This window comes from uncultured Sphingomonas sp. (assembly GCF_937871615.1).
Classification (GTDB): domain Bacteria; phylum Pseudomonadota; class Alphaproteobacteria; order Sphingomonadales; family Sphingomonadaceae; genus Sphingomonas.
Genome location: NZ_CALMPA010000038.1, coordinates 112,334 through 133,544 on the forward strand (window position 1 = coordinate 112,334; position 21,211 = coordinate 133,544).

Genomic DNA, 21,211 nt, shown 5'->3' on the forward strand with positions numbered 1-21,211 from the left:
GGCCTATGCACGCCCACGTTGCTGCACGAAGGATTTACAAAACCCCTCCCACGACTTGTAAAGTGCATCCCCAACCAGGTTATCCAATCGAGACCCCATCGTCTTGCGATACCCGCTCGCAATGAGATCCTTGTCCCAACCACCGCCATAATCCGCAACGATCGTCAACAAACGCGTGTCGGGGCAGAAGTGCAGGGAATCGCGGGGAAACGGCTTACGCTCGATAATCTTCGGCCGATCCGCGATCGCGATCGTCTCCACCGTGCCCTCACGCCGCGCGCGCCGACCAACCCTAGGACGATCCAATTCGCGCGCGGTTTCCTTCTGATCCTCAAGATCCTTGGGGTGAAACATCAGTTTCACGGCCTCGACCGGCCGACCGCGGCCCGATCCCCGGATTTCCTCCCATTCAACCGTGAAATCCGCCAGTTGATCGATCTCCGCCTTCGACTTCGCCAGCACATCGCGCCGGAACTCGGCAAAGTTCTTAAAGCTGCCGTCAGGAACTCCAAGCTTCCGCCGCAGTTCATCGACCTTCATTTTGTACACCCGGTTCTGCCGATTGATGATCAGACACCCCAGATCGTAAAGGGAGAGAGCATAGCGAGACTGCAGCGCAAGCATCACACCGAGATTGACGCGCGCATAATAGTCCGAACGCTGCAACACCCGCTTGAAATTATCCGAGAACTGAAATTCGACGACGCTCATCCCGTCTTCGGAAATTTCCTCGACACAGCTCGCCAGCAACGCCTGGGACATCACCGCAGGTTTACCCTTCGACGTCGTCGTCCGAATACGAACAATGACCCGAAGCAATTCATCCATCACGGTCTGAATACGCTCATTACCCTTGTGGGAGCCTCGAAGCTCCTTCTTCGTAATAACGAACGTCTTGTCTTCATAGGCTTCCGGACCAGCCTTGCGCAGCATCAACGCAAAAGCTTTGCGCGCAGCAGCGCCAAGCGAGCCGGTCTCGAACTCGGACTCGACCAATTCGCCGGGTTTGCTTACAAAATCGAGATCACGGCGGCGAATCACATCCGCAACGCGCAGCGTCCGGCTCAGACTCTCCAGCCCTGATGTTACCTCGATTTCCGATATGTCCGAATCGAGCTTCATATGAGTTGCATACCATCAACGTGTCATAAAGAGAACCCGCCCCCGTTTACTCACATAGACGAACCCCCGCCGCCTCATGAAAGAGGGCAGGGCGCTCTGTCACCAGCCCCCTAGTCCTCACATGAACGCGCCGCGAAACCCGCAGAAATACACGGGTTTAGGAGCGCCCCCGATTCCTCACATAAACACGATCGGTTGGCCTAGATCATTCAGCTGCCGAAAGACCAAACAATGTGCGCCCCCAGCGACTCACAATAACGCGGCGCCAAGCTGCTGATCCGAATCGGTTTTCCGGGGCTCCCCCGTCCACTCATATAAACGCCGATCCAAAGGACTGACCGCTTACCACTGCAAGCCCAGACGCCCCCGATCACTCATATAAAGAACCGCACGACCGGCGTCAGCCAATCCCGACCGCCACCATCGCCCTCAAAATCGACCCCAAATCCAGCACAGTCGGCCAACAAAACGATTCATTGGGCTGAATCAAGCCCTTCCAAAGGCCACTTCATATCGAATCCCGGCCACCCCCAATCGCTCACATTAACCCCCGGACGCTCATTTAGTTGCCCCCTTCCGCTCGCATTAAAGCCCCCTCGCGCTCACGCTAAAGCCCCCACCGGCTCATATAGAGGCATATCAACGCATTGAGTTTCAACGACTAAATGGCCCTGAATCTTAGAATCCTGAATCTATAGAAGCTCCCGCGCTCCGCTTGGGCGTTTTTATAAGATGATTCTTTAAGAGGGATGCAACCGCGAGGTTCGTTCCAGACACCACCGGCCTGCCCAATCGGACACCGTAACCCACAGCGCATCAAACAACGGCCCTGGCACTTTGATTATGCTAGAGGCAGCAAACTGTCGACCATCGCAGCGTACATTGCCTCCACCTCCGTTTGCGACGTAACGCGGCTATCAGGGCTATCAGCTGGCGCTGTCCGCCACGGTATTCCTCTCATAACGCGCTTCGAGCGACGTCAAGGTCCAAGTAGGGGAGGGGGGAGGGCGATTCACTGCCCAACGCAGGGTTTGCGACAATCCCTCACCCCTTACTCTGATGAAAGGCCCCTGCTATGCCGACCACGTCGGAAACCTCCGCCGAGCGCAAACTCAACAGCTTCCAGCGCGCCTGGGAATATGCCTGCCGTCGGAGCGAGCGGGCCGGCTATCCCCAGACCATCGTACGAACCGGTCTTGTCGAACAGCCATTCCTGGTCACCGCAACCCCAGACAAAAACGCCGAGATTGCTGCACAGGTCATGCCGTGACAAAATACCCCGCCCGGAAACCCTCTATTCTCTCAACCAGCTGGCGCCCGAAATGTCCGCCACGATCGACCAAGTGGAAAAGACGGTGTGAACAGGCCGACCGGGCCATCCGGTTCCGGCGATACATAGGGTGAGATCGGATCGCTCACGGGATGGTGACGGGCTACACTGCCCCGTGTCTTGAGTATCCCGGCAAGCCAGTCGAGATCGTCGAGCATATGGGACGCACCGCGTCCGGCGAGCGCATAATAGATCGAACGCTGGTAATCATCGCCTCGCTCTCCCAGAATCCGGCCCAGCTTTCGCCGACCATCTGGATGGCGGGTACCGACAAGATGCACAGCCTCGAGCAGCTCCACCACAGAGTAATACGCGTCGTTCGCTTCGACACCGATCGACAGCGCCGCAATCGCCCGGCGCTCCGGACGCTGCACATGATCCAGCGACGCATCGACAAGCGTGATGTCGATATCGATCCGGCCAGGCAGTTTCTTCGGGCTGCTCATGTGACATCTCCTAGACAAGCAAAAATAGGAACATATCACGAACAGGGCCAATCGACCAGAGCAACTTCCTCCAGACCGTTATCAGGCGATACGCCATGTGCTATGCTCCTCACCGAACGCCAGTGGACAGGAGAATGTGCATGCTGACAGGATCAGCGGCATGCCCCCGATGTCGCCCTGGATCGTTCCATGTGGCTGGTTGATCGCGGGGGCAGGGGGCACCAACGTATCCCGATCGATCCGATCGTGCGCAACGCGCTCGTGCGATGGTACGTCGGAAAGGGCAATCACGACGACGAAGAAGCCGGCGTGGTGCTCGTCGAACAGGCTAGGCTCGGCGACATGTGGATCGCTTGCGACTGCCTGGGCGCGCAAGTCGCTCCGCCGCTGATGACCCCGGCCTATCTCAGCGAAGCGGAAACTTTCTACCTCAGACGTCTGACGGGTCCGGGAAGACCCGAACATCGCCTCGATTGTCCATTCTTCCATGCCCAGGCCGCTCCCGGACACATGGCGGCTGCCGATCCGGTTCGGCCAGTCGACCGTCTCGATGGCTATTTCTCGGTGCTGAAGAGGGCTCCGGTTCGTCTCGCGCGCGCACCCGACGACAGCGCGAGCGGACGTATTCGCCAACCACATATCCCGCGGCTTGCCCGGTTGATGTGGCGACTACTCGATCTTGCAGGTCGCAACCAGGCCATGCTGTCGCCCAGTGACGAACGGGGCATCGCCAGCGAATTTGCCGCAATCCAGCAGGTCGCCGCTCATATCGAAGTTGCCCCAGGCGTCGAGTTGGCGAGGGTGCTATGGACGCACGGTTCGGCCTTCCGGCACCGGCGCGTCTATGCCGGTATTCGCGCGCTTGCTCCCCGTTGGCCACGCGGACACGCGCCGCAAGGTTTCCTCCTGCTGTTTGCCAACAGCATCGAGGGCAATATCATCCATGCCGCCGGCTGCGATCCGATCGAGATCGCGACCCGCATCCAGCACCCATCGATCCATGGCACACCCGTCGCCGGCCCCTATCTGGCACTGATCGTCATCGGCGAGCTGCCGCAGGTGAAAGGCTACGCGCCGCTGCGCGCTTACGCCCAGCCCATCTATTCCGGCCAGCGCTTCATACCGGTCGATTCCGATTTCGAACGCACCGTCTTGCGCGATCTCCTGCGGATCCAGCACCGGCTCGACGAACATTATTACGACAGCGCGATCACCAAGCCCTTGTTCGATATCCAGACACCCGTTGGGAACTGCCGGCCCGACTTCATCATCGAAACATACTCTCGTGAAACCGGCGAGAACCGTATCGCCATAGTCGAGGCGATGGGCTTCGACACAGACGCCTACCGCGACGCCAAGGCGATCACGCATCCGCGCATGGAAAAGATCGGCCCAGTCATCGATATCAATGACGCTGAACTTCGCAACGGCTTACTGCACGCACGTCTGCTGGATTTGATCACCAGCGGCTGAAGCCGCGGCCTGGCTCGCCATCATTTTTTCCAAACACACGAAAACGACCAACCTGGCCTGAGGCCCGATGGGCCACGAAAGGCAAGGGGGAGGGGAGCGGAATGGACTCGCCGGAATGAAGGCGCACGGCCGTGAAGGACGGGTCCGCGACATTCCGCAAGGAGACGTGTCTTGGACGCACTAGAACCCAGTCCCGAAATCACCCTGCCGCTTTCCAAAATCGTCAAAGGAGATAATCCGCGCCGCTATTTCGACCGAGCCAAGCATGAGGAACTCGTGGCGTCGATCCGTCGGCGCGGCGTCTTGCAGCCCATCCTGCTCCGACCAAAGGAAGGGTTCTTCGCTATCGTTGCCGGCGAGCGGCGTTATCGGGCCTCACTCGAGGTTTACGGCCCGGAAGGCGAAATCCCGGTCGTCATTCGCGACATGACCGATCAGGAAGCCCTCGAAGCGGCAATCGCAGAGAACCACGATCGCGACAACGCATCGGAGACCGAACAGGCCGATGCCGCCGTGCGCGTCCTTGCCGCATGTCATGGTGACCGCGCGGAAGCCGCAAAGCGTCTGGGATGGTCACGCACCATGTTCGATCGCCGGCTTGCCCTCGCGGAACTATCCGAACCGGTCAAAACCGCGCTGGATGAACGCCGGATCAAGGTCGGCCATGCCGAACTGCTCGCCGCGGTGCCGAAGGACAAGCAGGACAAGGCTCTCGAAACCATCCTTACGGCCCAGCTCGACGTCGCCAAGACACAGGAGCTTCTCAAGCGTGTGACACAGGACCTTGCGTCCGCCTGTTTTGACAAAAGTGAATGCACCAGGTGCCCCTATAATTCCGCAACCCAGCGCGCGCTCTTCGAGACCCATGTCGACGACGGCTATTGCACCAATGCCGGATGCTTCCAGCTCAAGACCGAAGCCGCCGAGGTGATCCGGTTTGAGAAAGAAGCGCAGGCTGAAGCCGCGGCAAGGGCTGCGCTCGCAAGATCGCCTAATGATGACGGGGCGCCGCCCGCCGATACGGATACCGATACCGTGCCGTCCGCGACTTCGCAGCATGGGGAAGGGGAGGGCGAGCCACCTTCGGCACAGTCCGAAGCCAATCCATCGCCGACGCTTGCTCCGGCCACTCCGGTGAAAGCGACGCAAAGCTCCCCGAAGCCCGGTGTGACCGCCAAATCGATCGCCGCACGCACGAAGGAATTTCGAGAAGCGACATGGCGAACCGCCCTTGCGCGCGCGCTTGCCGGCAATACCGATCACGCCCGGACGACCATCCTTGTTGCGGCGATGTCGGGCAGCCTTGCACAGATCAAGGCCGAAACGCTGACATCGCGCGCAGGTTTCCTGGTCGGCGAGACTTTCCCGGATCTCGATTATGCGGAAAAGATCGCTCAGATCCAGGCGCTGAACGATGCCCGCTCGGCGAACGTCTTGTCCGTCATTGGCGCCGCTTATGCCAAGGACGTCCTCAGCTTCAGCCACGTCGCCGATCTCGCACGCGTGTTCCAGGTCGATCTGCGCGACAGCTGGCAGGCCGATCAATCCTTTCTCGAGCGGTACACCAAGGACGAACTCAGCTTCATCGCCCAGGAATGCGGCCTCGTTGCCCACATCGGCGCGAAGGCTTTCGCCAAGCTTCTCGCCTCCAAGAAGACCGAACTCATCACCGGTATGCTCAACCGCAGTGGGTTCGACTGGGCCGGACGACTGCCCGGCGCAATGACTCTCGACAGCATCTATGGCCCGCCGCCGGCCCCAACACCCGTTCCCGAGGAAGCCCCCGCGCGCGTCGCCGAATTCGTCGCCTGATTACCCTCCCGATCCCCACACGAAAGGACTGAACACCATGCTTGTCACAAGCCTGCTGCCGCTGCTCGCCCGCTATTCGCTCAGCTTCGATCTTGTCGCAGGACCTGACGACACCGTCACCCTGACCATCATCCCCCGCAAGGCTGAAGGCGCCAGCGACACTCTCGACAAAAGCGAGACACGCCCGATCGCCATTACGGCAAGCGCGACCGAGATCGATGCCGAACTCGCCAGGGGATCCGAAGGAGCACTCGGTCAGCTCATCGCCGCGCGCAAGACGCTCGCTGACCAGCTGGCAGGACAGCGCGAGGTCGCCGAAGCCGCCAAGACGGCCGCGATCGAAGCAGCGAAGGCGAAATCAGCCTCGACCCCCAAGATCCCGGCATCCAGCCCCGCGGCCAAAGCCCCGGCTCCGGCCTCTCCGCCCGCGGACGCGAAAGCGGACGAGCCTGCGAGCCTGTTCTGATCCCTCACCATCCGTTTCGACAACCAGCAGTCAGGAGACCCTAATGCAGATCAATCATCTCGAACGCGCCTACCGCTACGATGGCATTGACCTCCCCGTGCCTCCGCACCTCGCGGCCGAGCCGAACGCCCTGCGCACCTACCATGCGACACTCTATCCCGCGATTATCAACGCAGAGATCGTCGATGCCGGCGTGGTCGGAGGCGTCCATGTCACCGAATATCGCCGCGCCGTCGGGACAAAGGGCTGAGTATGGCGCGCCGCAAGCCCGCACCCATACCGCCCGCGCCCCGCAAATCCCTGCTCGAATGGATCGAATGCGATGACGGCAATCCTCCTGGAACCCAGCTCCCCGCCTGCAGCATCAAGGCCCAGACCCTCCATGCGCGGGTCGCCACCAATCCAGCCCTGGCCGGGCATGGTATCTCCGAACCGATCCCCGCCCCCACGGGACTTGCACTCCCGCCGCTCGGCTAATCTTGTCGGGCGGTCACCCGCGGTGTCGAACAATATCCCCGTCCTGTTCGATGGACCGCTGGCGCCGCACCACAAGCTGATCGGTCAATGGGTCGCGGCGCGCACTGCGGAGACGCAAAGCTTCACGCGTCCGGAAGCGCGCCGCCATATCGAACGGGTCTTCAGCAAGGCGGTTCACGAAATCCTCGGCCCCGTCGACATGGTCGAGCTACGCACGGTTGTTCTTCACGGTGACGATCACGGACCGCCTGCAATCGCAGTCGTCTGCGATAGCCTGGGCCAGATTGACCTTGGCTGGATCGAAACCGGTGATGCCCCGATCCGTTGGCGCGCCACTGTCTACAAGGCGCTTGGGCAGACGCTGGGCCGCGCTCTTCCGATCTTCGGATACGACGACCTCTTCGAAGAAGTCTCGATGTACTATTGGGAAGGCGAGACCGACGATGAAGCCGCCCGCCAGAGCATGATCGACATGTACGGCGCCGACGAAATCGAAAACAGCGAGATGACATTGCCGTCGACGATGAACGCGCGGCGCCCCGAATGGATGATCGCGGACAATGCCGCGCGGCCCTCACGTCTCCCGGCACGCTTGCGCCAGCTCCTCGCCGAACTTCACGACGCCCATGCAGCGCTCGGCAAATGCGATCCGAAACGCAGCGCCTGGCATTTCGACTTCGAGACGGTCTGCGAATATGTCCCCGGCATCGAGGAATGCGCAACCCTGCCGCCGCTGACCCTCGTACCCTTCGACCAGTTCGCGCGAGAACTCGACGATATCGGCCGCCATGGCATGGAAATGGGCTTCATGGACTTTTGCGGCCTGTGCCCTCTGCCGGACGCCAAGCGTATCGACGACTGGTTCGCCACTTTGCGCGCCGGCGCGCGCTTCCTCGACTGCGCCCAGGCCCTGCTCAAATACGACCCGACAAGAAGGTGAGACTTTCATGTCCGATTATTCGACCCATTTCGAAGCCGTTGACGGCCGTCTCGTCCTGGCCAACGCGATCCTGCTCTACCGCAGCGATACACGGGGATTGTCCCGTTCCTCTGGCGATGACAGCTTCGCCTTCGCCAGCATGCACCCGGTCACGCTCGACAGCGAGGATCGCCCCACTATCGAAGCGGGAACACCGCTGACCCGCGCGCATCTGCGCCAGTGGACCGAGGCACTCGGCCGCACCGCCATCCCCCATATCCTCCCCGAGAATGTGCTTGTCTCGAACCCTGACGTCCTCGTCTGGTGGGTGGCCGAGCAGGTACGTCCTGCCTATTTCGCCTTATCCTCCCCACCGGACGACCTGCGGGTACTTGGCGCACGGACCATCGTCCCCGTTCCCTATCCGGCACACCTCTTCGTCGCCACCCGGTCAGGCCTCGGAATCTTCGCCCTGCCGGCCAACCAAAGGCCCACGGCGGATACCAGGCTGCTGCATTCGCCGATCCTCAACGTCTTTGTCGAAGGACATTTGTGCTGGGGTAACATCGCGCGGCCCAAACAACTCTCTCCCGCCGCCATCCCCGAGTTCGAGCGCGCCGTGTTCGACAGCTGGTCCACCCATCCCAATCCCGGTCAGGAGTTTACGGTGAAGGGGAAGGGCGGTCTGATCGCGCTTTGGGACGATCTCGCCGCACGTCGGGCACGCCGGTTTCCGGTGAGCCGCCTCAAGCCGTTCATCGCCGGCGCCCGCCGAAGGACCGGACAAAAGCAGCGCGCCAACCCAGGCGATCCGTTCACCCTCGAGCGCCTGATCGCCGCAATCGCAAGGAAATGACCATGATCGCAGACGATCCGACGGCCGCGGCTATTCTCGCCGCCGTGCCTTGTTACCCCATTCCGCCATCCGGCAAGTCGCCCGCAATCGATGCTCTGCGATCCGCGCCTGCCGGTCATGGCATCGCGGTGGGATGCGACGCTGTCATGCTGATCCTGCGCCGGCCTTGGCTCGCGCTCGATGTTCCAATCACTTCCGCGATCGCCGGCTATCTTCCCTATGGCTCTGCAGGAGTGCCCCGTGCCGACCTCCTTTGCGGCCTGATTCCGCAAGAATTTCGAACCTCCATGCTCGATCACTTTCGCGCCGCACTCCCCAATGAGGCAGCGGTATTCGTGCTATGGAACGAGGTCACCCGGCAATTCTCGCTCAGTTACCCGACGATCGACGAAGCGACGCCCTCGCGCCTCGTCTACCGTACACCCGTCCTCCCGCCTGGCTGCTATATGGTCGCGGATGTTCACAGCCATGGGCGAGCGCGCGCCTTCTTCAGCGCCACCGATGATGCGGACGATGCCGATACGACCAAACTGGCGCTCGTGTTCGGCAGGATCGATGATCCCACCGGCCCCGAAATGGTCTCGCGCCTGTGCGCCGGCGGCATGTTCCTCCCCCTGCCACGCAGCCCATTCGCAGGAGAACGTCATGCACAATGACATGCCACAGCGCCATTTCCTCCCCGCCGCCTTCAGCCATCGACCAATCCGGATCCTCCTTGTCGGGTGCGGCGGCTCAGGCTCGCAGATGCTCATGGGATTGACGGCTCTCGATACCGCCCTACGCGCCATCTCCTCGCGCTCTCTCGATGTGACGACGGTCGATGACGACATCGTCACCCAGGCCAATCTTGGCCGTCAACCCTTCTACCCATGCGATGTCGGAACCTCGAAGGCGCGCACGCTAACCGAACGGATCAATCTCGCGCACGGCCTCGACTGGAAGGCCATCCATGGCCGCGCTCCTGACGCCGCTAGGCTTGATGCCACCGATCTCCTCATCACCTGTGTCGACACCGCGTCCGCGCGTCGCGCGATCGGCGCGGCGATGGAAGAGGAACGCAACAAGCCCGACTATTGGATGGACCTTGGAAACCGCGCAAATGACGGGCAGTTCATCATCGGCTGCCCAGCGCCTGAGCGAGGCGAGGAAGAAGCACGCCTGCCCACCGTTCTCGAAGCCTTTCCCGAACTCAGCCATGAAACACTGCCCGATAACGACGCGCCCTCCTGCTCGATCGCCGAGGCGCTGGAACGGCAATCGCTGTTCATCAACCGCGTCGTCGCGAGCCACGCACTCGCGCTTCTGTTCGACCTCTTTGGCCGCGGTTCCATCGGCCACGCTGGTGCGTTCATCAACCTTGGCTCGGGTCAGACCGTGCCAATCCCGCTCCCACGAATCTGCTGAAACTTGCAAAAATTGCCATATTTGCTATTTTGGGAGGATCATTTAGCCAAAGAGAGTCGCATGGCCGATCCCGCAATCGCCGCACCCCCGAAAAAGAAGGTTCCGCTGACCACCTTCCACAACCACACGGGACAATATCTCGATCTCGGGCGCCGGACACCTGTCACCATCACCAAGCATGGAAGACCTGACATCACGTTGGCCGAAGCTTCCTACTTCGAGCGGCTTGAACGAATTGCGGCCGGTCAAATTCTCTCGGTTCTGGATCTGGTTGCCGTCGACGCCGCCGACATGACCAGTGAGCATGCGGCCCTCTTCGAAGCGGCCCGTCCGACGAGAGAGGAAATCGCGTCAGATCGTTGGAACGATGACCCCGCTTCCTAAGGTCGGTGACATACTCCACTACGTCTACCTGTTCACCCACGAACAGCAAGCTGGTCGCGACGAGGGCGTCAAAACACGCCCTGTCATGGTAATCGCCACACAGGGACAGCGGGTGTTTACAGTCGCGATCACGACGAAGGCCGACAGGCAAGCCTCAACCCTGGCAATACCCGATCAGGTAGCGGACGCTGCGGGGATCGCCCGCGGCACCTCAGTCGTCGTCGACCAGTATAATCACTTCACCTGGATTGGTTACGATATCCGACCTGTGTCACCGGAACCTTCCTATGTTGCCGGTCGCATGCCTCCAGGCTTCACCAATGCAGTTATTTCCGCTCTCAAAGCCAACGCGACCGGAATCAATCGAGATTGAGTCCTCACATTACTCACGCTCAAGCATAAGCATTTGAGGTGATCAATGCCTCCAAATCAGCAAACCCAGACGGTTCTCAGGCCCTACGGGCCGCGTTAGGGAAGGGGGAGGGGCAATGGTGATCCAAAGGAGATCACCATCATGCTCACCACACGCAGCCAGCGCTGGCGCGACCGGCGCTGCCACTGGATACCAGACGCGACGGAAATCGATCCGAAACAGCTTGCCGTCGATGTCATAAGCACGAAGAACCAGGCGGCCCCATTCGTGCGGGCACATCACTACACCGCCTCGATGCCTGTCGCGCGCCTGTCGGCCGGCCTTTTCGCCAATGCGGGAGGCGGCCGCTCGGAACTGGTCGGCGTTTGCGTCTTCTCGCACCCGGTCAACAACGCCAGCGTTCCCAAGAGCGCGGGCCTTGCCGATCCGCGCACCGCCTGCGATCTCGGTCGTCTTGTCATAGACGATTCTCAGGGTGGCAATGCCGAGACCTTCCTGATCGCCCGCGCGTTTCGGCTCCTGCGCCGCGAGAAACCCGAAATCCTCTCCGTCATCTCCTATGCCGATCCGGTCCGCCGCGTTGATCCCGACGGGCGGGTGATACTCCCCGGACATTGCGGCCTCATTTATCGCGCCGCAAACAGCCAATATTCCGGCAGATCGAGCCCGCGCACCGACCTCATCCTGCCCGACGGGCAGCCGATCTCTTCACGCGCGCTGTCCAAGATCCGCAACGCCGAATGCGGACAACGCTATGCGATCGATGCGCTCCTCAGTGCCGGGGCACGCCCACCCCGCTTCGGCGAAGACCGCGCGGACTGGCTCGCCGATCTTGAGCGCACGGGCTTCCTGCGCCGACGACGCCATCCCGGATGTCATACCTATCTCTTCCCCCTCACAAAAGCGGCACGGATCGCGGCGCGCAAGGTTCCGAGCCTGCCCTATCCGGTACTCGATCGAAGCGCGACGCTGGGCGATGTAACCGCATTGCCGCTGCTCCACCATGCAGCGTGAGCCCTCGCGCGAGGACCAGTCGACATGACCGACGCCTTCGATCCCGCCGATGCGGCGTGCTGGATAGCGCATGGCCGTGCCCCGCATCATGCTCATGCCATAGCCAATGCCTGGCGCGCCTTTCCTGACCTGCCAAACGATACGCCGCTCGAAGCGCGCATGGCCCGCACCCGCGAGCGCACCGCGATGCTCAAGCCACTCCACGAACGAATAGTGCAAGAAGGCGAGCAACAACGCCAGGCGGCAAACTTCGCCCATGTCGAGCGGAAGGTTGCCGGGGGCAGCACCGACAGCCGGGATAGGGGCATTCTCCATGCCCGTGCCGTCTATGGCTATGACTGGGACGAAGCGGTAGCCTGGGCCGATGGCAATTACGCAGCGAAGGCAGGATGGGAGGCCCGGCCACCATCCCTTACTCGCCAGGGCAAACCCGATCGCCGCCGCGGCGCCTACGACCAGGGATTTCTCGATGGGGGAGGGCGGCCCGATGACATTTTCGACGTCGCCCGCCGATCCCTTGCCGCAGTCACCCCCGAACCTGCCACAGCCACCAGCCCGCCCTCCTCACGGCCTCTGCCTAGCCAGTGGCCCGCGCCCACCGATCTGCCGACACCCGTCTCATGGCACCGGCGTTTACTGCTTCTCGGCGCGACTGAACACGCCGCGGGGACAATCGGCATCCTCGCCATGCTCCATGAGCGGATAGGCCATGACGAAACCACAGTTTGTCTGATCGACGCCCAGACCGGCCTTTACGCCCTTTCTGGCGCGACCGGGCTGCCACCCGGGGATGACGAAGCACTCCGGGCGCATCTTCGTCAGCGTGATTATGCCGACATACTCGCGGTTGCGGAAGAAGCTGAACTCGCACGACTCGATACCGACTCTCATATCTTGCCACTTGCGCGAACAATGGAGCGCACGCGCAACTCGCTGCTCCAACAACGGACGCAGTTTCGTCTCTGGCTTGCCCGCGGTCGGGCTCGAGGCGAGCAGTTTGCAGCCGGCCATATTCGCTGGAGCAAAATGGCAGCAGGGCTCTCCGGACGTCTCGGCGATTTCACTGTCCGCTACGCCGGCCCCGCGCATCCGCGGGGACACCGGATCATCGTCGAAGACGCCTATGGCGAGACCGCAACAGGTTACCGCACTGCGCGCGGCCATGATCTCAATCCCGAAATCGTTATCGGCAACAAGAGCCATCTGCGATCCGCGATGACCGAGCTGCTGCGCCAATATGCCGCGGCCCTGCGCCTGGGATGATCCGATGCGCGATCAGCTCCAATCCGACCGCCCCGCTTCGCGCTGACAGGAAAGGGAAGGGGGAGAGGGGCGGGTGCTTGCCATTGGAGCATCACAGGAGTCCCCCTATGAAAATCGAACTGCGACGTATCACCCACAGCGCCGCGCTATCCCAAGAAACCACTGCCTATCGCGCGGAAATCTGGATCGATGGCGAATTGGCCTTCCATGCCCATAACCAGGGGCACGGGTCCGCCGATTTCTTCGACAAGGTCGGTTGCTGGGATCTGGCTGAGGTCGATACGTGGCTGAAGGCCAACCGGGCGCCAACCGTTCTGGGCGACATAACCCTCGATCATGATCTCGAAGCCGAAGTGAGCGATCTGCTGACACGCGCACTCGAAGGCCGACGGCTGAAACGTCTGCTGCGCACCAATCTGGTCACCATCGAGAAGGACCAGATCTTCCAACATCCACTGCGCAAGCGCCCGATCGCTACCATCTCTAGCGCCGTGCTCGCCACCAATCCCAAGGCTGTCGTCGTCAATGGCGCCGGAGACGAGGTCTTCGAGCACGCCCTCGACCTGCTGATGACCCGTTAGTGACGCTCCAGGTCGGGCCGTGGGCCTGACCGCGATCTTTGCCATGCCCGCGCTGCGACGCCCTTAGCGTCACTCCCGTTCCCGCATGGACTGCTCGCCCCGACGTGCCCCGCACCCCCAGGGCAGGCCGAGCCCTCAACATCGCCTGAAAAGGAAGCTTCCATGCGAAACAGTGCATCCGCGCTGGCGCTCCAGCTGTGCCTGGACTTCGACCAGCCCATCAAGCCCTCGCCAGAACCGCCGAAGACATCCCCTATCGCCTCCGACCTGTTCGAGGTGAAGGCAAAGCCGCCGCACGTGCTGCCGGTCGATTTCTCGTTCGCTGGCGGAAGGACACTCGCCCCGTCGTGGAAGGGCCGCGCCCATGACAATATCGAGGCGATCCGCCTGCTGAACCTGATCGATCGCGAAAATCGAACTGCGACGCGTGCGGAACAGGAAGCGATCGCGAAGTTCATCGGCTTCGGCGCGTCCGAGCTTGCCAACAACATCTTCGCCCGCCGTGGCGATGAATACCGGCAGGGCTGGGAAGAACTCGGGCAAAGCCTTGTCGCTGAAACCACCGAAACCGAACTTCAGTCGCTCAAGCGTGCCACGCAATATGCGCACTATACGCCTGAATACATCATCCGGGCCATGTGGGAGGCCGCCCGCATCCTCGGCTTCACCGGCGGCCAGATCCTCGAACCCGGTTGCGGCAGCGGGTTGTTCATGGGGCTGCGGCCGGACTTCCTCTCCAGCGACACGCTCTTCGTCGGTATCGAGAACGACCCAGTCACCGCACGCGTTACCGGTGCCCTCTATCCCAGCCAGCTCATCCGTTGCATCGATTTCGACAAGGCATCGCTGCCCGGCGATTTCGATCTCGCGATCGGGAATCCGCCCTTCTCGAACGTAACGGTGCAGAACCGTTCGGCTCCCGGACGCCTGGGACTCTCGCTCCATGATTTCTTCATCGCCCGGTCCATCGAGCAGCTTCGCCCCGGCGGCATCGCCATGTTCGTCACGTCGCGATATTCACTCGACAAGAGCGATCCTAAAGCGCGGCAACATATTGATGCCATGGCCGATTTCCTCGGAGCGGTGCGCCTGCCGGGGAAAGCCATGCGCGACGAGGCGGGCACCGACGTCGTCGTCGACATCCTCCTCTTCCAGAAACATCAGCCCGATGCCTCCCGTCCCCGGCGCCACTGGCTCGACCTTGCCGACATAGAAGGCAGCGACGAGGGTAGTGGTCCGCTGCGGATCAACAGCTACTTCCTCGATCATCCCGATCATGTGCTCGGCACTCATGAATGGCGCAGCGGCCAATATGGCATGGAATATGGCTGCGCCGCCGCACCTGACGCCGACATTCCCGCCCTGCTGGCTGCTACGCTGACGGAAATCGCGTCCCGCGAGGCCGGTTCCTTCAGGCCAATCGAGCGGACGACTTCGCTCCGCGACAGAACGGACGTCTCGCTTGACCTCTCGATCGGCACTGCGGCCGACGAGGCCGATTTCAAGGAAGGCAGCTATCTCGTATCCGGCGGCGCACTGCACCAGATCGTCGATGGCATACCCACGACCGTCGCGGTCAAATCCGGCCGGGGCGAACCGGGTCTCTTCGCCAAACATGCCAACGTCATCCGCGCGCTCATCCCGATCCGAGACACCGTCCGGACCATTCTGCGCGCCCAGCTAAACGACGAACCCTACACCATCCTGCAGGAGCGGCTGCTCACGCACTACCGGGCCTTCGTCAAGAAGAACGGCCCGATCAACCGCACCGTCACCACGATCCGTACCGACCCGGACACGGGAGCCGAGAAGGAATATCAGCGGCGCCCCAATCTTCAGCCCTTCCTCGACGACCCCGATGTCTGGCTGGTCGCCTCGATCGAAACCTATGACGAGGCGAACGACGTCGGCACGCCGGGTCCGATCTTCACCGAGCGCGTCGTCAAGCCCCCCGTTACTCATGAAATCCACTCCGCGCAGGATGCCCTCGCGCTCTCCCTCCATGAACGCGGACGGGTCGATATAACCCTGATAGCCGAGTTGCTCGGCACCAGCGAGGCACAGGCGCTGAGCGACCTGGCTGAAGACGTCTATCTCGACCCCATCCGCAGCACGCCGCATTTCAACAACTGGGTTCCCGCAGACGAGGCGCTTTCCGGCCCGGTCCGCACCAAGCTCGCCCTAGCGCGAGAAAAGGCCGATCTCGATCCCCGTTTCCTCGCCACCGCCGCGGCGCTGGAGGACGTGCAGCCGGTCGATCTCAAGCCGAGCGAGATCACCGCGCGGCTGGGAGCTCCCTGGATACCGACCGATGTCATCGAGACCTTCATCGCCGAAACGATGGAGATCGAGACCCGCATCTTTCACACCGTGAACATCGCGAGCTGGACCGTCGACAAGTCTCCCTTCGAGGGACATGTTAGCTCGACCTCGACCTGGGGAACCCCGCGCCGCAGCGCCGCCGACCTCATCGAGGACGCGCTCAACTCCCACATTCCCAAAATTTACGACGTCATCCGTGAGGCCGACGGATCAGAGCGGCGCGAACTCAACACGATCGACACCGAGGCTGCCAAGGAGAAGCTGACGGCCATCAAATCGACCTTCGAGACATGGGTCTGGCAGGAAAGCGACCGCGCTGACCGCCTCGTTCGCATCTATAACGACGCCTACAACAATCTCGTGCCCCGCGCCTTCAACGGCAAGCACCTGAAGCTGCCGGGCGCATCGGACGCCATCCGGATGCGCGATCACCAGAAGCGTGTCGTCTGGCGGATCATCGCGGCCGGCTCCACCTACGTCGCGCACTCGGTCGGCGCCGGCAAGACGTTCAGCCTCTGCGCCGCCGTGATGGAGCAGCGCCGGCTCGGTCTCGCCAACAAGCCAATGGTCGCAGTGCCCAATCACTGCCTCGCCCAGATCGCCCGCGAGTTCCTGATGCTCTACCCGACCGCACGGATCCTCGTCGCCGACGACACCAACTTCGTGAAGGAAAAACGCCAGCGATTCCTCGCGCGCGCGGCCACCGGCAACTGGGATGCGATCATCATCACCCATGATGCCTTCAAGTTCATCCCGACTCCGGCGACGTTCGAGAAGGAGTTCATCGAAGACCAACTCGCGAGCTACGAAGCCCTCGTCGACAACATCGACAGTAATGACCGCGTCTCCCGCAAACGCGTCGAGCGCCTCAAGGAAGGGCTTCAGCGTCGCCTCGAGAACCTGCGTTCCCGCAAGGACGATCTCGTCCATATCGGCGAGATCGGCATCGATCAGATCATCGTCGATGAAGCCCAGCAGTTCCGCAAGCTCACTTTCGCGACGAACCTCGGCGACCTCAAGGGCGTCGATCCTGTCGGTTCACAGCGCGCGTGGGATCTCTATGTCAAATCCCGCTACCTTTCCGGTATCAATCCCGGACGCGAACTGATCCTCTCATCCGGCACGCCAATCACCAACACGCTCGGCGAAATGTACACGCTGCAGCGGTTCATGCAGCACGACGAGCTTTACTCGAAGGGTTTGCACGAGTTCGACGCCTGGGCCGCCAATTTCGGCGACACGCGCACCGAACTCGAACTGCAGCCCAGCGGTAGCTACAAGCCGGTCACCCGCTTCTGCGAATTCGTCAACGTCGCCGACCTGATGGCGATGTACCGCAGCGTCGCCGATGTCGTGCTGAAGGACGACCTGCGCCAATATGTGCAGCTCCCCACCATCCGGGGCGGCAAGCGGCAGATCGTTGTCGCCCAGTCCGCCGCGCCCTTCAAAGCCTATCAGCGGGTGCTCGCCAAGCGCATCAAAGCCATCGAAAGCCGTAGCGGTCGCCCGCAGAAGGGCGATGACATCATCCTGTCGGTCATCACCGACGGCAGGCACTCGGCGATCGACCTGCGCTTCGTCGATGCCGGGATCGGCAACGAAGAGGGCAACAAGCTCAATCTCCTGATCGAGAACGTCCACCGCATCTGGCGGGAGACCAGCGAGAACCGCTACACCGACCCGGAAACCGGCAAGCCCTATCAGCTGCCCGGCGCCGTACAGATGATCTTTTCGGATCTCGGAACCGAGGCCGCCATCGAGACGCGCGGCTTCTCCGCCTATGTCTGGATTCGTGACCGGCTGATCGCGATGGGCATCCCTGCCGATCAGATCGCCTTCATGCAGCATTACAAGAAGAACAGCGCCAAGCAGCGCCTGTTCAATGACCTCAACCAGGGGCGCAAGCGGATCGTCCTCGGTTCGACAGCGACAATGGGAACCGGCGTCAACGCACAGCAGCGCCTGAAAGCCCTGCATCATCTCGATGTGCCGTGGATTCCCTCCGATATCGAGCAGCGCGAAGGCCGGATCGAGCGCCAGGGCAACCAGAACGACGAAATCGAACTCTATGGCTATGCCACAAGCGGCTCGATGGACGCGACCAACTGGCAGATGCTCGAGCGCAAGGCCCGCTTTATCGCCATGGCCATGTCGGGCGACCGCTCCATTCGCCGGATCGAAGATGTCGGTTCGAACGTCAGCCAGTTCGCCCTCGCGAAAGCCCTTGCGTCCGGCGATGACCGTTTGATGAGAAAAGCCGGGCTGGATGCCGAAGTCGCCCGGCTGGAGCGGCTGCGCGATGCCCATGTCGACGACCAGTTCAATATCCGCAGAACCATCAGGCGCACGATCGACGCGATCGATGAGGGCAGGGCGCGGATCGTCAGGCTCGAACAGGATATAGCCCAGCGTATACCAGCGAGGGAGGATGAGGTCATATTGGCGTTGGAAGGCCAAATCATCTCCGACCGCAAGGCTGCCGGCGAGCGGATCATCCGGAAAGCCCTCGACCTGCGCAAGAGTGGCGCCGACACCCTTATCATCGGATCACTGAGCGGCATCGACCTCAAGGTCACCAGCCACCCCGCCCTGAGTGACGACGGCAGGCGCTACCTGCGCGTGATGATCGCACCGGTACATCACGGCCAGGACCGTGCGTTCGAGATCAGCGAGAAGACCCGGTGGAGCACAGCACTTGGCCGACTGGAATCCTCTCTCGCCAATCTCGATGCCGACCTGGCCGAAGCGAGAGGAAGTCTTGAAGCCAATGAGCGGCGCCTGCCCGCGTTCCAGGCACGCCTTGGTCAGGAATTCCCCGAAACCGCGTTGCTGGAGGAAAAACAGCGCGAACTGGCAGAACTCGAAGCCGAACTGGCCGCGACCAGGGGTGAGTTCGATTCCGACAATGACGATGAGGCACGGGCTGACCGGGGCGATGGCGAGGCTCTCGATTGCGTGGAGCCGGTGCTGGACATGGTCGTGGGTGAGTGAACCGCAGAGAATGGAGCAGACCGTTAGGGCAATACATGACCTGAGTTGGTAGATGCGTCGCCGAGATCATCCTTGTAAATCTTCCATGTGCCGGAAGATTTACAAGGATGACACCAGCCCCACGGGCTGTCACCATTCGAGCGTGAGCGCAAAGGCTGCGACAATTGCCAGAATTACCGGCGTTCCGGTCAGATAGAGCTTCTGCCAGCGCCACCATGTTCCCGGCACGAACAGCAGGACCGCGCGCACCGATCCAAGGCCGCGCCAAAACCGTTCGCGCCACAGCTGAACCGCGACCATTGTCCCCGAAAGAAAGAGCGTGAGCATGCAGACAAGCGTGGTCGCCGCATACAGCGCCGTCCAGTTCATGATCTCGGCTTGCGACATCTCGCCTTCACCTTTCGCATCTGGATCCCGAACCCCATGAGCCTACAGCACGCTGCCTGATTCTCCTAAATCACAGGGGTAGACAATCGGATCTCCACCAGATCACCGCCAGACCCCGGCCCACGCTCTCCGAGATCGCGGCCATATCGCGCACGCGCGAGCCTCATGGCCCAAAGCTGAGAGGGGTGGGGAAGGGGGGCGGCAAGGCGGATCGCGCAACGCAGTCCCGCCGTTTGCCCGCCCATCCCGGAGATAGATATGCACAAAAACCCGCAGGCCGGTTCCCGCACCGAGCGCATCGCCATCCTCAACGACCGCTGCCGGCAGGGCCTCGATCGCGGTTCGCGCACTGTTATCACCAGAAACTGCCTTGCCCGCCTGGCTGGTGAAGGTGGCCTCGTTGCCGAGCTGCTCGCGCAAGCGGCGATCATGGCGGCCGTGCGCGGTGCGAGCTTCGATCGCGACAGCCCTGAACGCGACATGGGTTCAATCACCGTCCGCGAGGTCAAAATCCTTTTCAAGATCGATTACTATGACGAGAATCTGGAATTCGGCTCCGAAGATCCAGCCGACGCGGCGAAAACCACCCGCGTCCTCACCATCATGCTGCCCGAGGATTACTGATTCTCGGCGGTCCGGAGCACCGTTCTCCGCAGAGTAGTGACCTCAGCGGTCGAACGACCGCAATCGCCACCATTGCCCCCAATCACTCACAGAAAGGAGCTTCCCGATGGGCTCCGCCGACCGCCACATCAAGGCGATCTGCAAGCTGTTCGACGCCTGCCAGTATCGTCACGATCGCTACACGCTGTTTTCGGATTTCATCGAAGCCGCAGCGATCAGCCTGTCCAACAGTGTCGATCTCACCCAGAGCCAAGCCCGCGAGACGCGCTACATGGAGATTATCGGGCGGTACGACCGCGACGTCATCGACACTTTCCCGCGCATCTTCGCAGAAGTCACCTTCGCGATGGAGGCCGAGACGTGCGACGTGCTGGGCCGCGTGTTCGGCGAGCTCGGTCTCGCCAATGCCGCCCGCGGCCAGTTCTTCACCCCCTACAGCATCTGCCGGATGATGGCGACCATGACCGCGGACTCGTGTCCTGAGGACAGAATCGCAAAGGAGGGATTTCTGACCCTTTGCGAGCCTGCCTGCGGGGCAGGCGCCATGGTGATCGCGACCTGCGAAACGCTGCGCGACGCCGGGATCAACTATCAGCGGCACCTCCATGTGACCGCGATCGATATCGATCCACGCGCGGTCCATATGGCCTACATCCAGTTCACGCTGCTCCATGTGCCGGCAATCGTCATCATCGGCGACTCACTCGCCGGCACAACACGCGAACTCTGGTACACGCCCGCCCATATTCTCGGCGGCTGGAATGCAAAGCTCGCCGCGCGCGCCAAGTGCCATGCCGCAGATGCTCCATCGGATGGTGAGGCACCGGCCTCACTCCAGAACCGACAACCATTCCTTCCACCGCCTGACGGTTCCGCCAGTCTGCATACCCCTATTCAGCTGTCGCTCTTCCCGAGCGCGGGCAAGCCGCCGCAGCGCTGAGACCACTCGCATCGGCCGCTGCCGTCC

General features: G+C 61.8%; 20 protein-coding genes. 17 read left to right on the plus strand and 3 right to left on the minus strand.

What is annotated here, in order from left to right; translation table 11 throughout:
• Window positions 1-3: 3 nt before the first annotated feature.
• The gene (locus tag Q0316_RS09815) at window positions 4-1,122 is read right to left on the minus strand and encodes a replication initiation protein (protein ID WP_022684431.1); all 1,119 of its coding nucleotides are present in this window, start codon (window positions 1,120-1,122) and stop codon (window positions 4-6) included.
• Between the two features lie 1,075 nt (window positions 1,123-2,197).
• Here Q0316_RS09815 and Q0316_RS09820 point away from each other — a divergent pair.
• On the plus strand, window positions 2,198-2,392 hold the full coding sequence (locus Q0316_RS09820) for a hypothetical protein (protein ID WP_022684432.1): 195 nt from the start codon (window positions 2,198-2,200) through the stop codon (window positions 2,390-2,392).
• A 32-nt stretch (window positions 2,393-2,424) separates the two neighbouring features.
• On the opposite strand, the gene Q0316_RS09825 is transcribed toward Q0316_RS09820, so the two are convergent.
• A complete protein-coding gene (locus Q0316_RS09825) occupies window positions 2,425-2,898 on the minus strand; it encodes a hypothetical protein (protein ID WP_022684433.1) in 474 nt (157 codons plus the stop codon).
• Between the two features lie 189 nt (window positions 2,899-3,087).
• On the opposite strand from Q0316_RS09825, the gene Q0316_RS09830 reads away from it, so the two are divergent.
• The 14 genes from Q0316_RS09830 to Q0316_RS09895 all read left to right on the plus strand — a co-directional run bounded on the left by Q0316_RS09830 (window position 3,088) and on the right by Q0316_RS09895 (window position 19,233).
• Window positions 3,088-4,371 (plus strand): hypothetical protein, encoded by a 1,284-nt coding sequence (locus tag Q0316_RS09830; RefSeq protein WP_022684434.1) that lies wholly within the window; start codon window positions 3,088-3,090, stop codon window positions 4,369-4,371.
• Window positions 4,372-4,542: 171 nt separating this feature from the next.
• Window positions 4,543-6,183 carry a PRTRC system ParB family protein gene (locus tag Q0316_RS09835; RefSeq protein WP_066560124.1) on the plus strand — a complete coding sequence of 547 codons (1,641 nt, stop codon included), beginning with the start codon at window positions 4,543-4,545 and terminating at the stop codon, window positions 6,181-6,183.
• A gap of 37 nt (window positions 6,184-6,220) precedes the next feature.
• On the plus strand, window positions 6,221-6,649 hold the full coding sequence (locus tag Q0316_RS09840; protein ID WP_022684437.1) for a PRTRC system protein E: 429 nt from the start codon (window positions 6,221-6,223) through the stop codon (window positions 6,647-6,649).
• Between the two features lie 43 nt (window positions 6,650-6,692).
• Entirely contained in the window at window positions 6,693-6,899 is a 207-nt protein-coding gene (locus Q0316_RS09845) for a PRTRC system protein C (RefSeq protein ID WP_022684438.1), read from the plus strand.
• A 249-nt stretch (window positions 6,900-7,148) separates the two neighbouring features.
• Complete coding sequence (locus Q0316_RS09850) at window positions 7,149-8,066, plus strand: hypothetical protein (protein WP_238564993.1); 918 nt, start codon at window positions 7,149-7,151, stop codon at window positions 8,064-8,066.
• Between the two features lie 7 nt (window positions 8,067-8,073).
• The gene (locus tag Q0316_RS09855) at window positions 8,074-8,901 is read left to right on the plus strand and encodes a PRTRC system protein B (RefSeq protein ID WP_022684441.1); all 828 of its coding nucleotides are present in this window, start codon (window positions 8,074-8,076) and stop codon (window positions 8,899-8,901) included.
• Window positions 8,902-8,903: 2 nt separating this feature from the next.
• A complete protein-coding gene (locus tag Q0316_RS09860; protein ID WP_081643391.1) occupies window positions 8,904-9,557 on the plus strand; it encodes a PRTRC system protein A in 654 nt (217 codons plus the stop codon).
• Window position 9,558: 1 nt separating this feature from the next.
• Window positions 9,559-10,305, plus strand: coding sequence for a PRTRC system ThiF family protein (locus tag Q0316_RS09865; protein WP_298671794.1), 747 nt, complete (start codon window positions 9,559-9,561; stop codon window positions 10,303-10,305).
• A 60-nt stretch (window positions 10,306-10,365) separates the two neighbouring features.
• Window positions 10,366-10,689 (plus strand): type II toxin-antitoxin system prevent-host-death family antitoxin, encoded by a 324-nt coding sequence (locus Q0316_RS09870; protein ID WP_022684444.1) that lies wholly within the window; start codon window positions 10,366-10,368, stop codon window positions 10,687-10,689.
• The gene (locus Q0316_RS09875) at window positions 10,673-11,062 is read left to right on the plus strand and encodes a hypothetical protein (protein ID WP_022684445.1); all 390 of its coding nucleotides are present in this window, start codon (window positions 10,673-10,675) and stop codon (window positions 11,060-11,062) included. Before Q0316_RS09870 ends, Q0316_RS09875 begins: the two co-directional genes overlap by 17 nt.
• Before the next feature lie 141 nt (window positions 11,063-11,203).
• Entirely contained in the window at window positions 11,204-12,076 is an 873-nt protein-coding gene (locus Q0316_RS09880) for a hypothetical protein (protein ID WP_022684446.1), read from the plus strand.
• 24 nt (window positions 12,077-12,100) lie between these two features.
• Complete coding sequence (locus Q0316_RS09885) at window positions 12,101-13,339, plus strand: hypothetical protein (protein ID WP_022684447.1); 1,239 nt, start codon at window positions 12,101-12,103, stop codon at window positions 13,337-13,339.
• A 107-nt stretch (window positions 13,340-13,446) separates the two neighbouring features.
• The gene (locus tag Q0316_RS09890; protein WP_022684448.1) at window positions 13,447-13,920 is read left to right on the plus strand and encodes a hypothetical protein; all 474 of its coding nucleotides are present in this window, start codon (window positions 13,447-13,449) and stop codon (window positions 13,918-13,920) included.
• A gap of 162 nt (window positions 13,921-14,082) precedes the next feature.
• Window positions 14,083-19,233, plus strand: a complete 5,151-nt coding sequence (locus tag Q0316_RS09895) for a helicase-related protein (RefSeq protein ID WP_022684449.1) — start codon at window positions 14,083-14,085, stop codon at window positions 19,231-19,233.
• Between the two features lie 129 nt (window positions 19,234-19,362).
• Here the strand turns inward: Q0316_RS09895 and Q0316_RS09900 are convergent, their stop codons facing one another.
• Window positions 19,363-19,620: a hypothetical protein gene (locus Q0316_RS09900; RefSeq protein WP_022684450.1), complete on the minus strand. Its 258-nt coding sequence runs from the start codon at window positions 19,618-19,620 to the stop codon at window positions 19,363-19,365.
• 258 nt (window positions 19,621-19,878) lie between these two features.
• Between Q0316_RS09900 and Q0316_RS09905 the strand changes: the two genes are divergently transcribed.
• Together Q0316_RS09905 and Q0316_RS09910 are read left to right on the plus strand one after the other, a co-directional pair.
• Window positions 19,879-20,244, plus strand: a complete 366-nt coding sequence (locus Q0316_RS09905) for a DUF3768 domain-containing protein (protein ID WP_066560130.1) — start codon at window positions 19,879-19,881, stop codon at window positions 20,242-20,244.
• Between the two features lie 106 nt (window positions 20,245-20,350).
• Window positions 20,351-21,184 carry an N-6 DNA methylase gene (locus Q0316_RS09910; protein WP_022684105.1) on the plus strand — a complete coding sequence of 278 codons (834 nt, stop codon included), beginning with the start codon at window positions 20,351-20,353 and terminating at the stop codon, window positions 21,182-21,184.
• The last annotated feature ends 27 nt before the right edge of the window (window positions 21,185-21,211 follow it).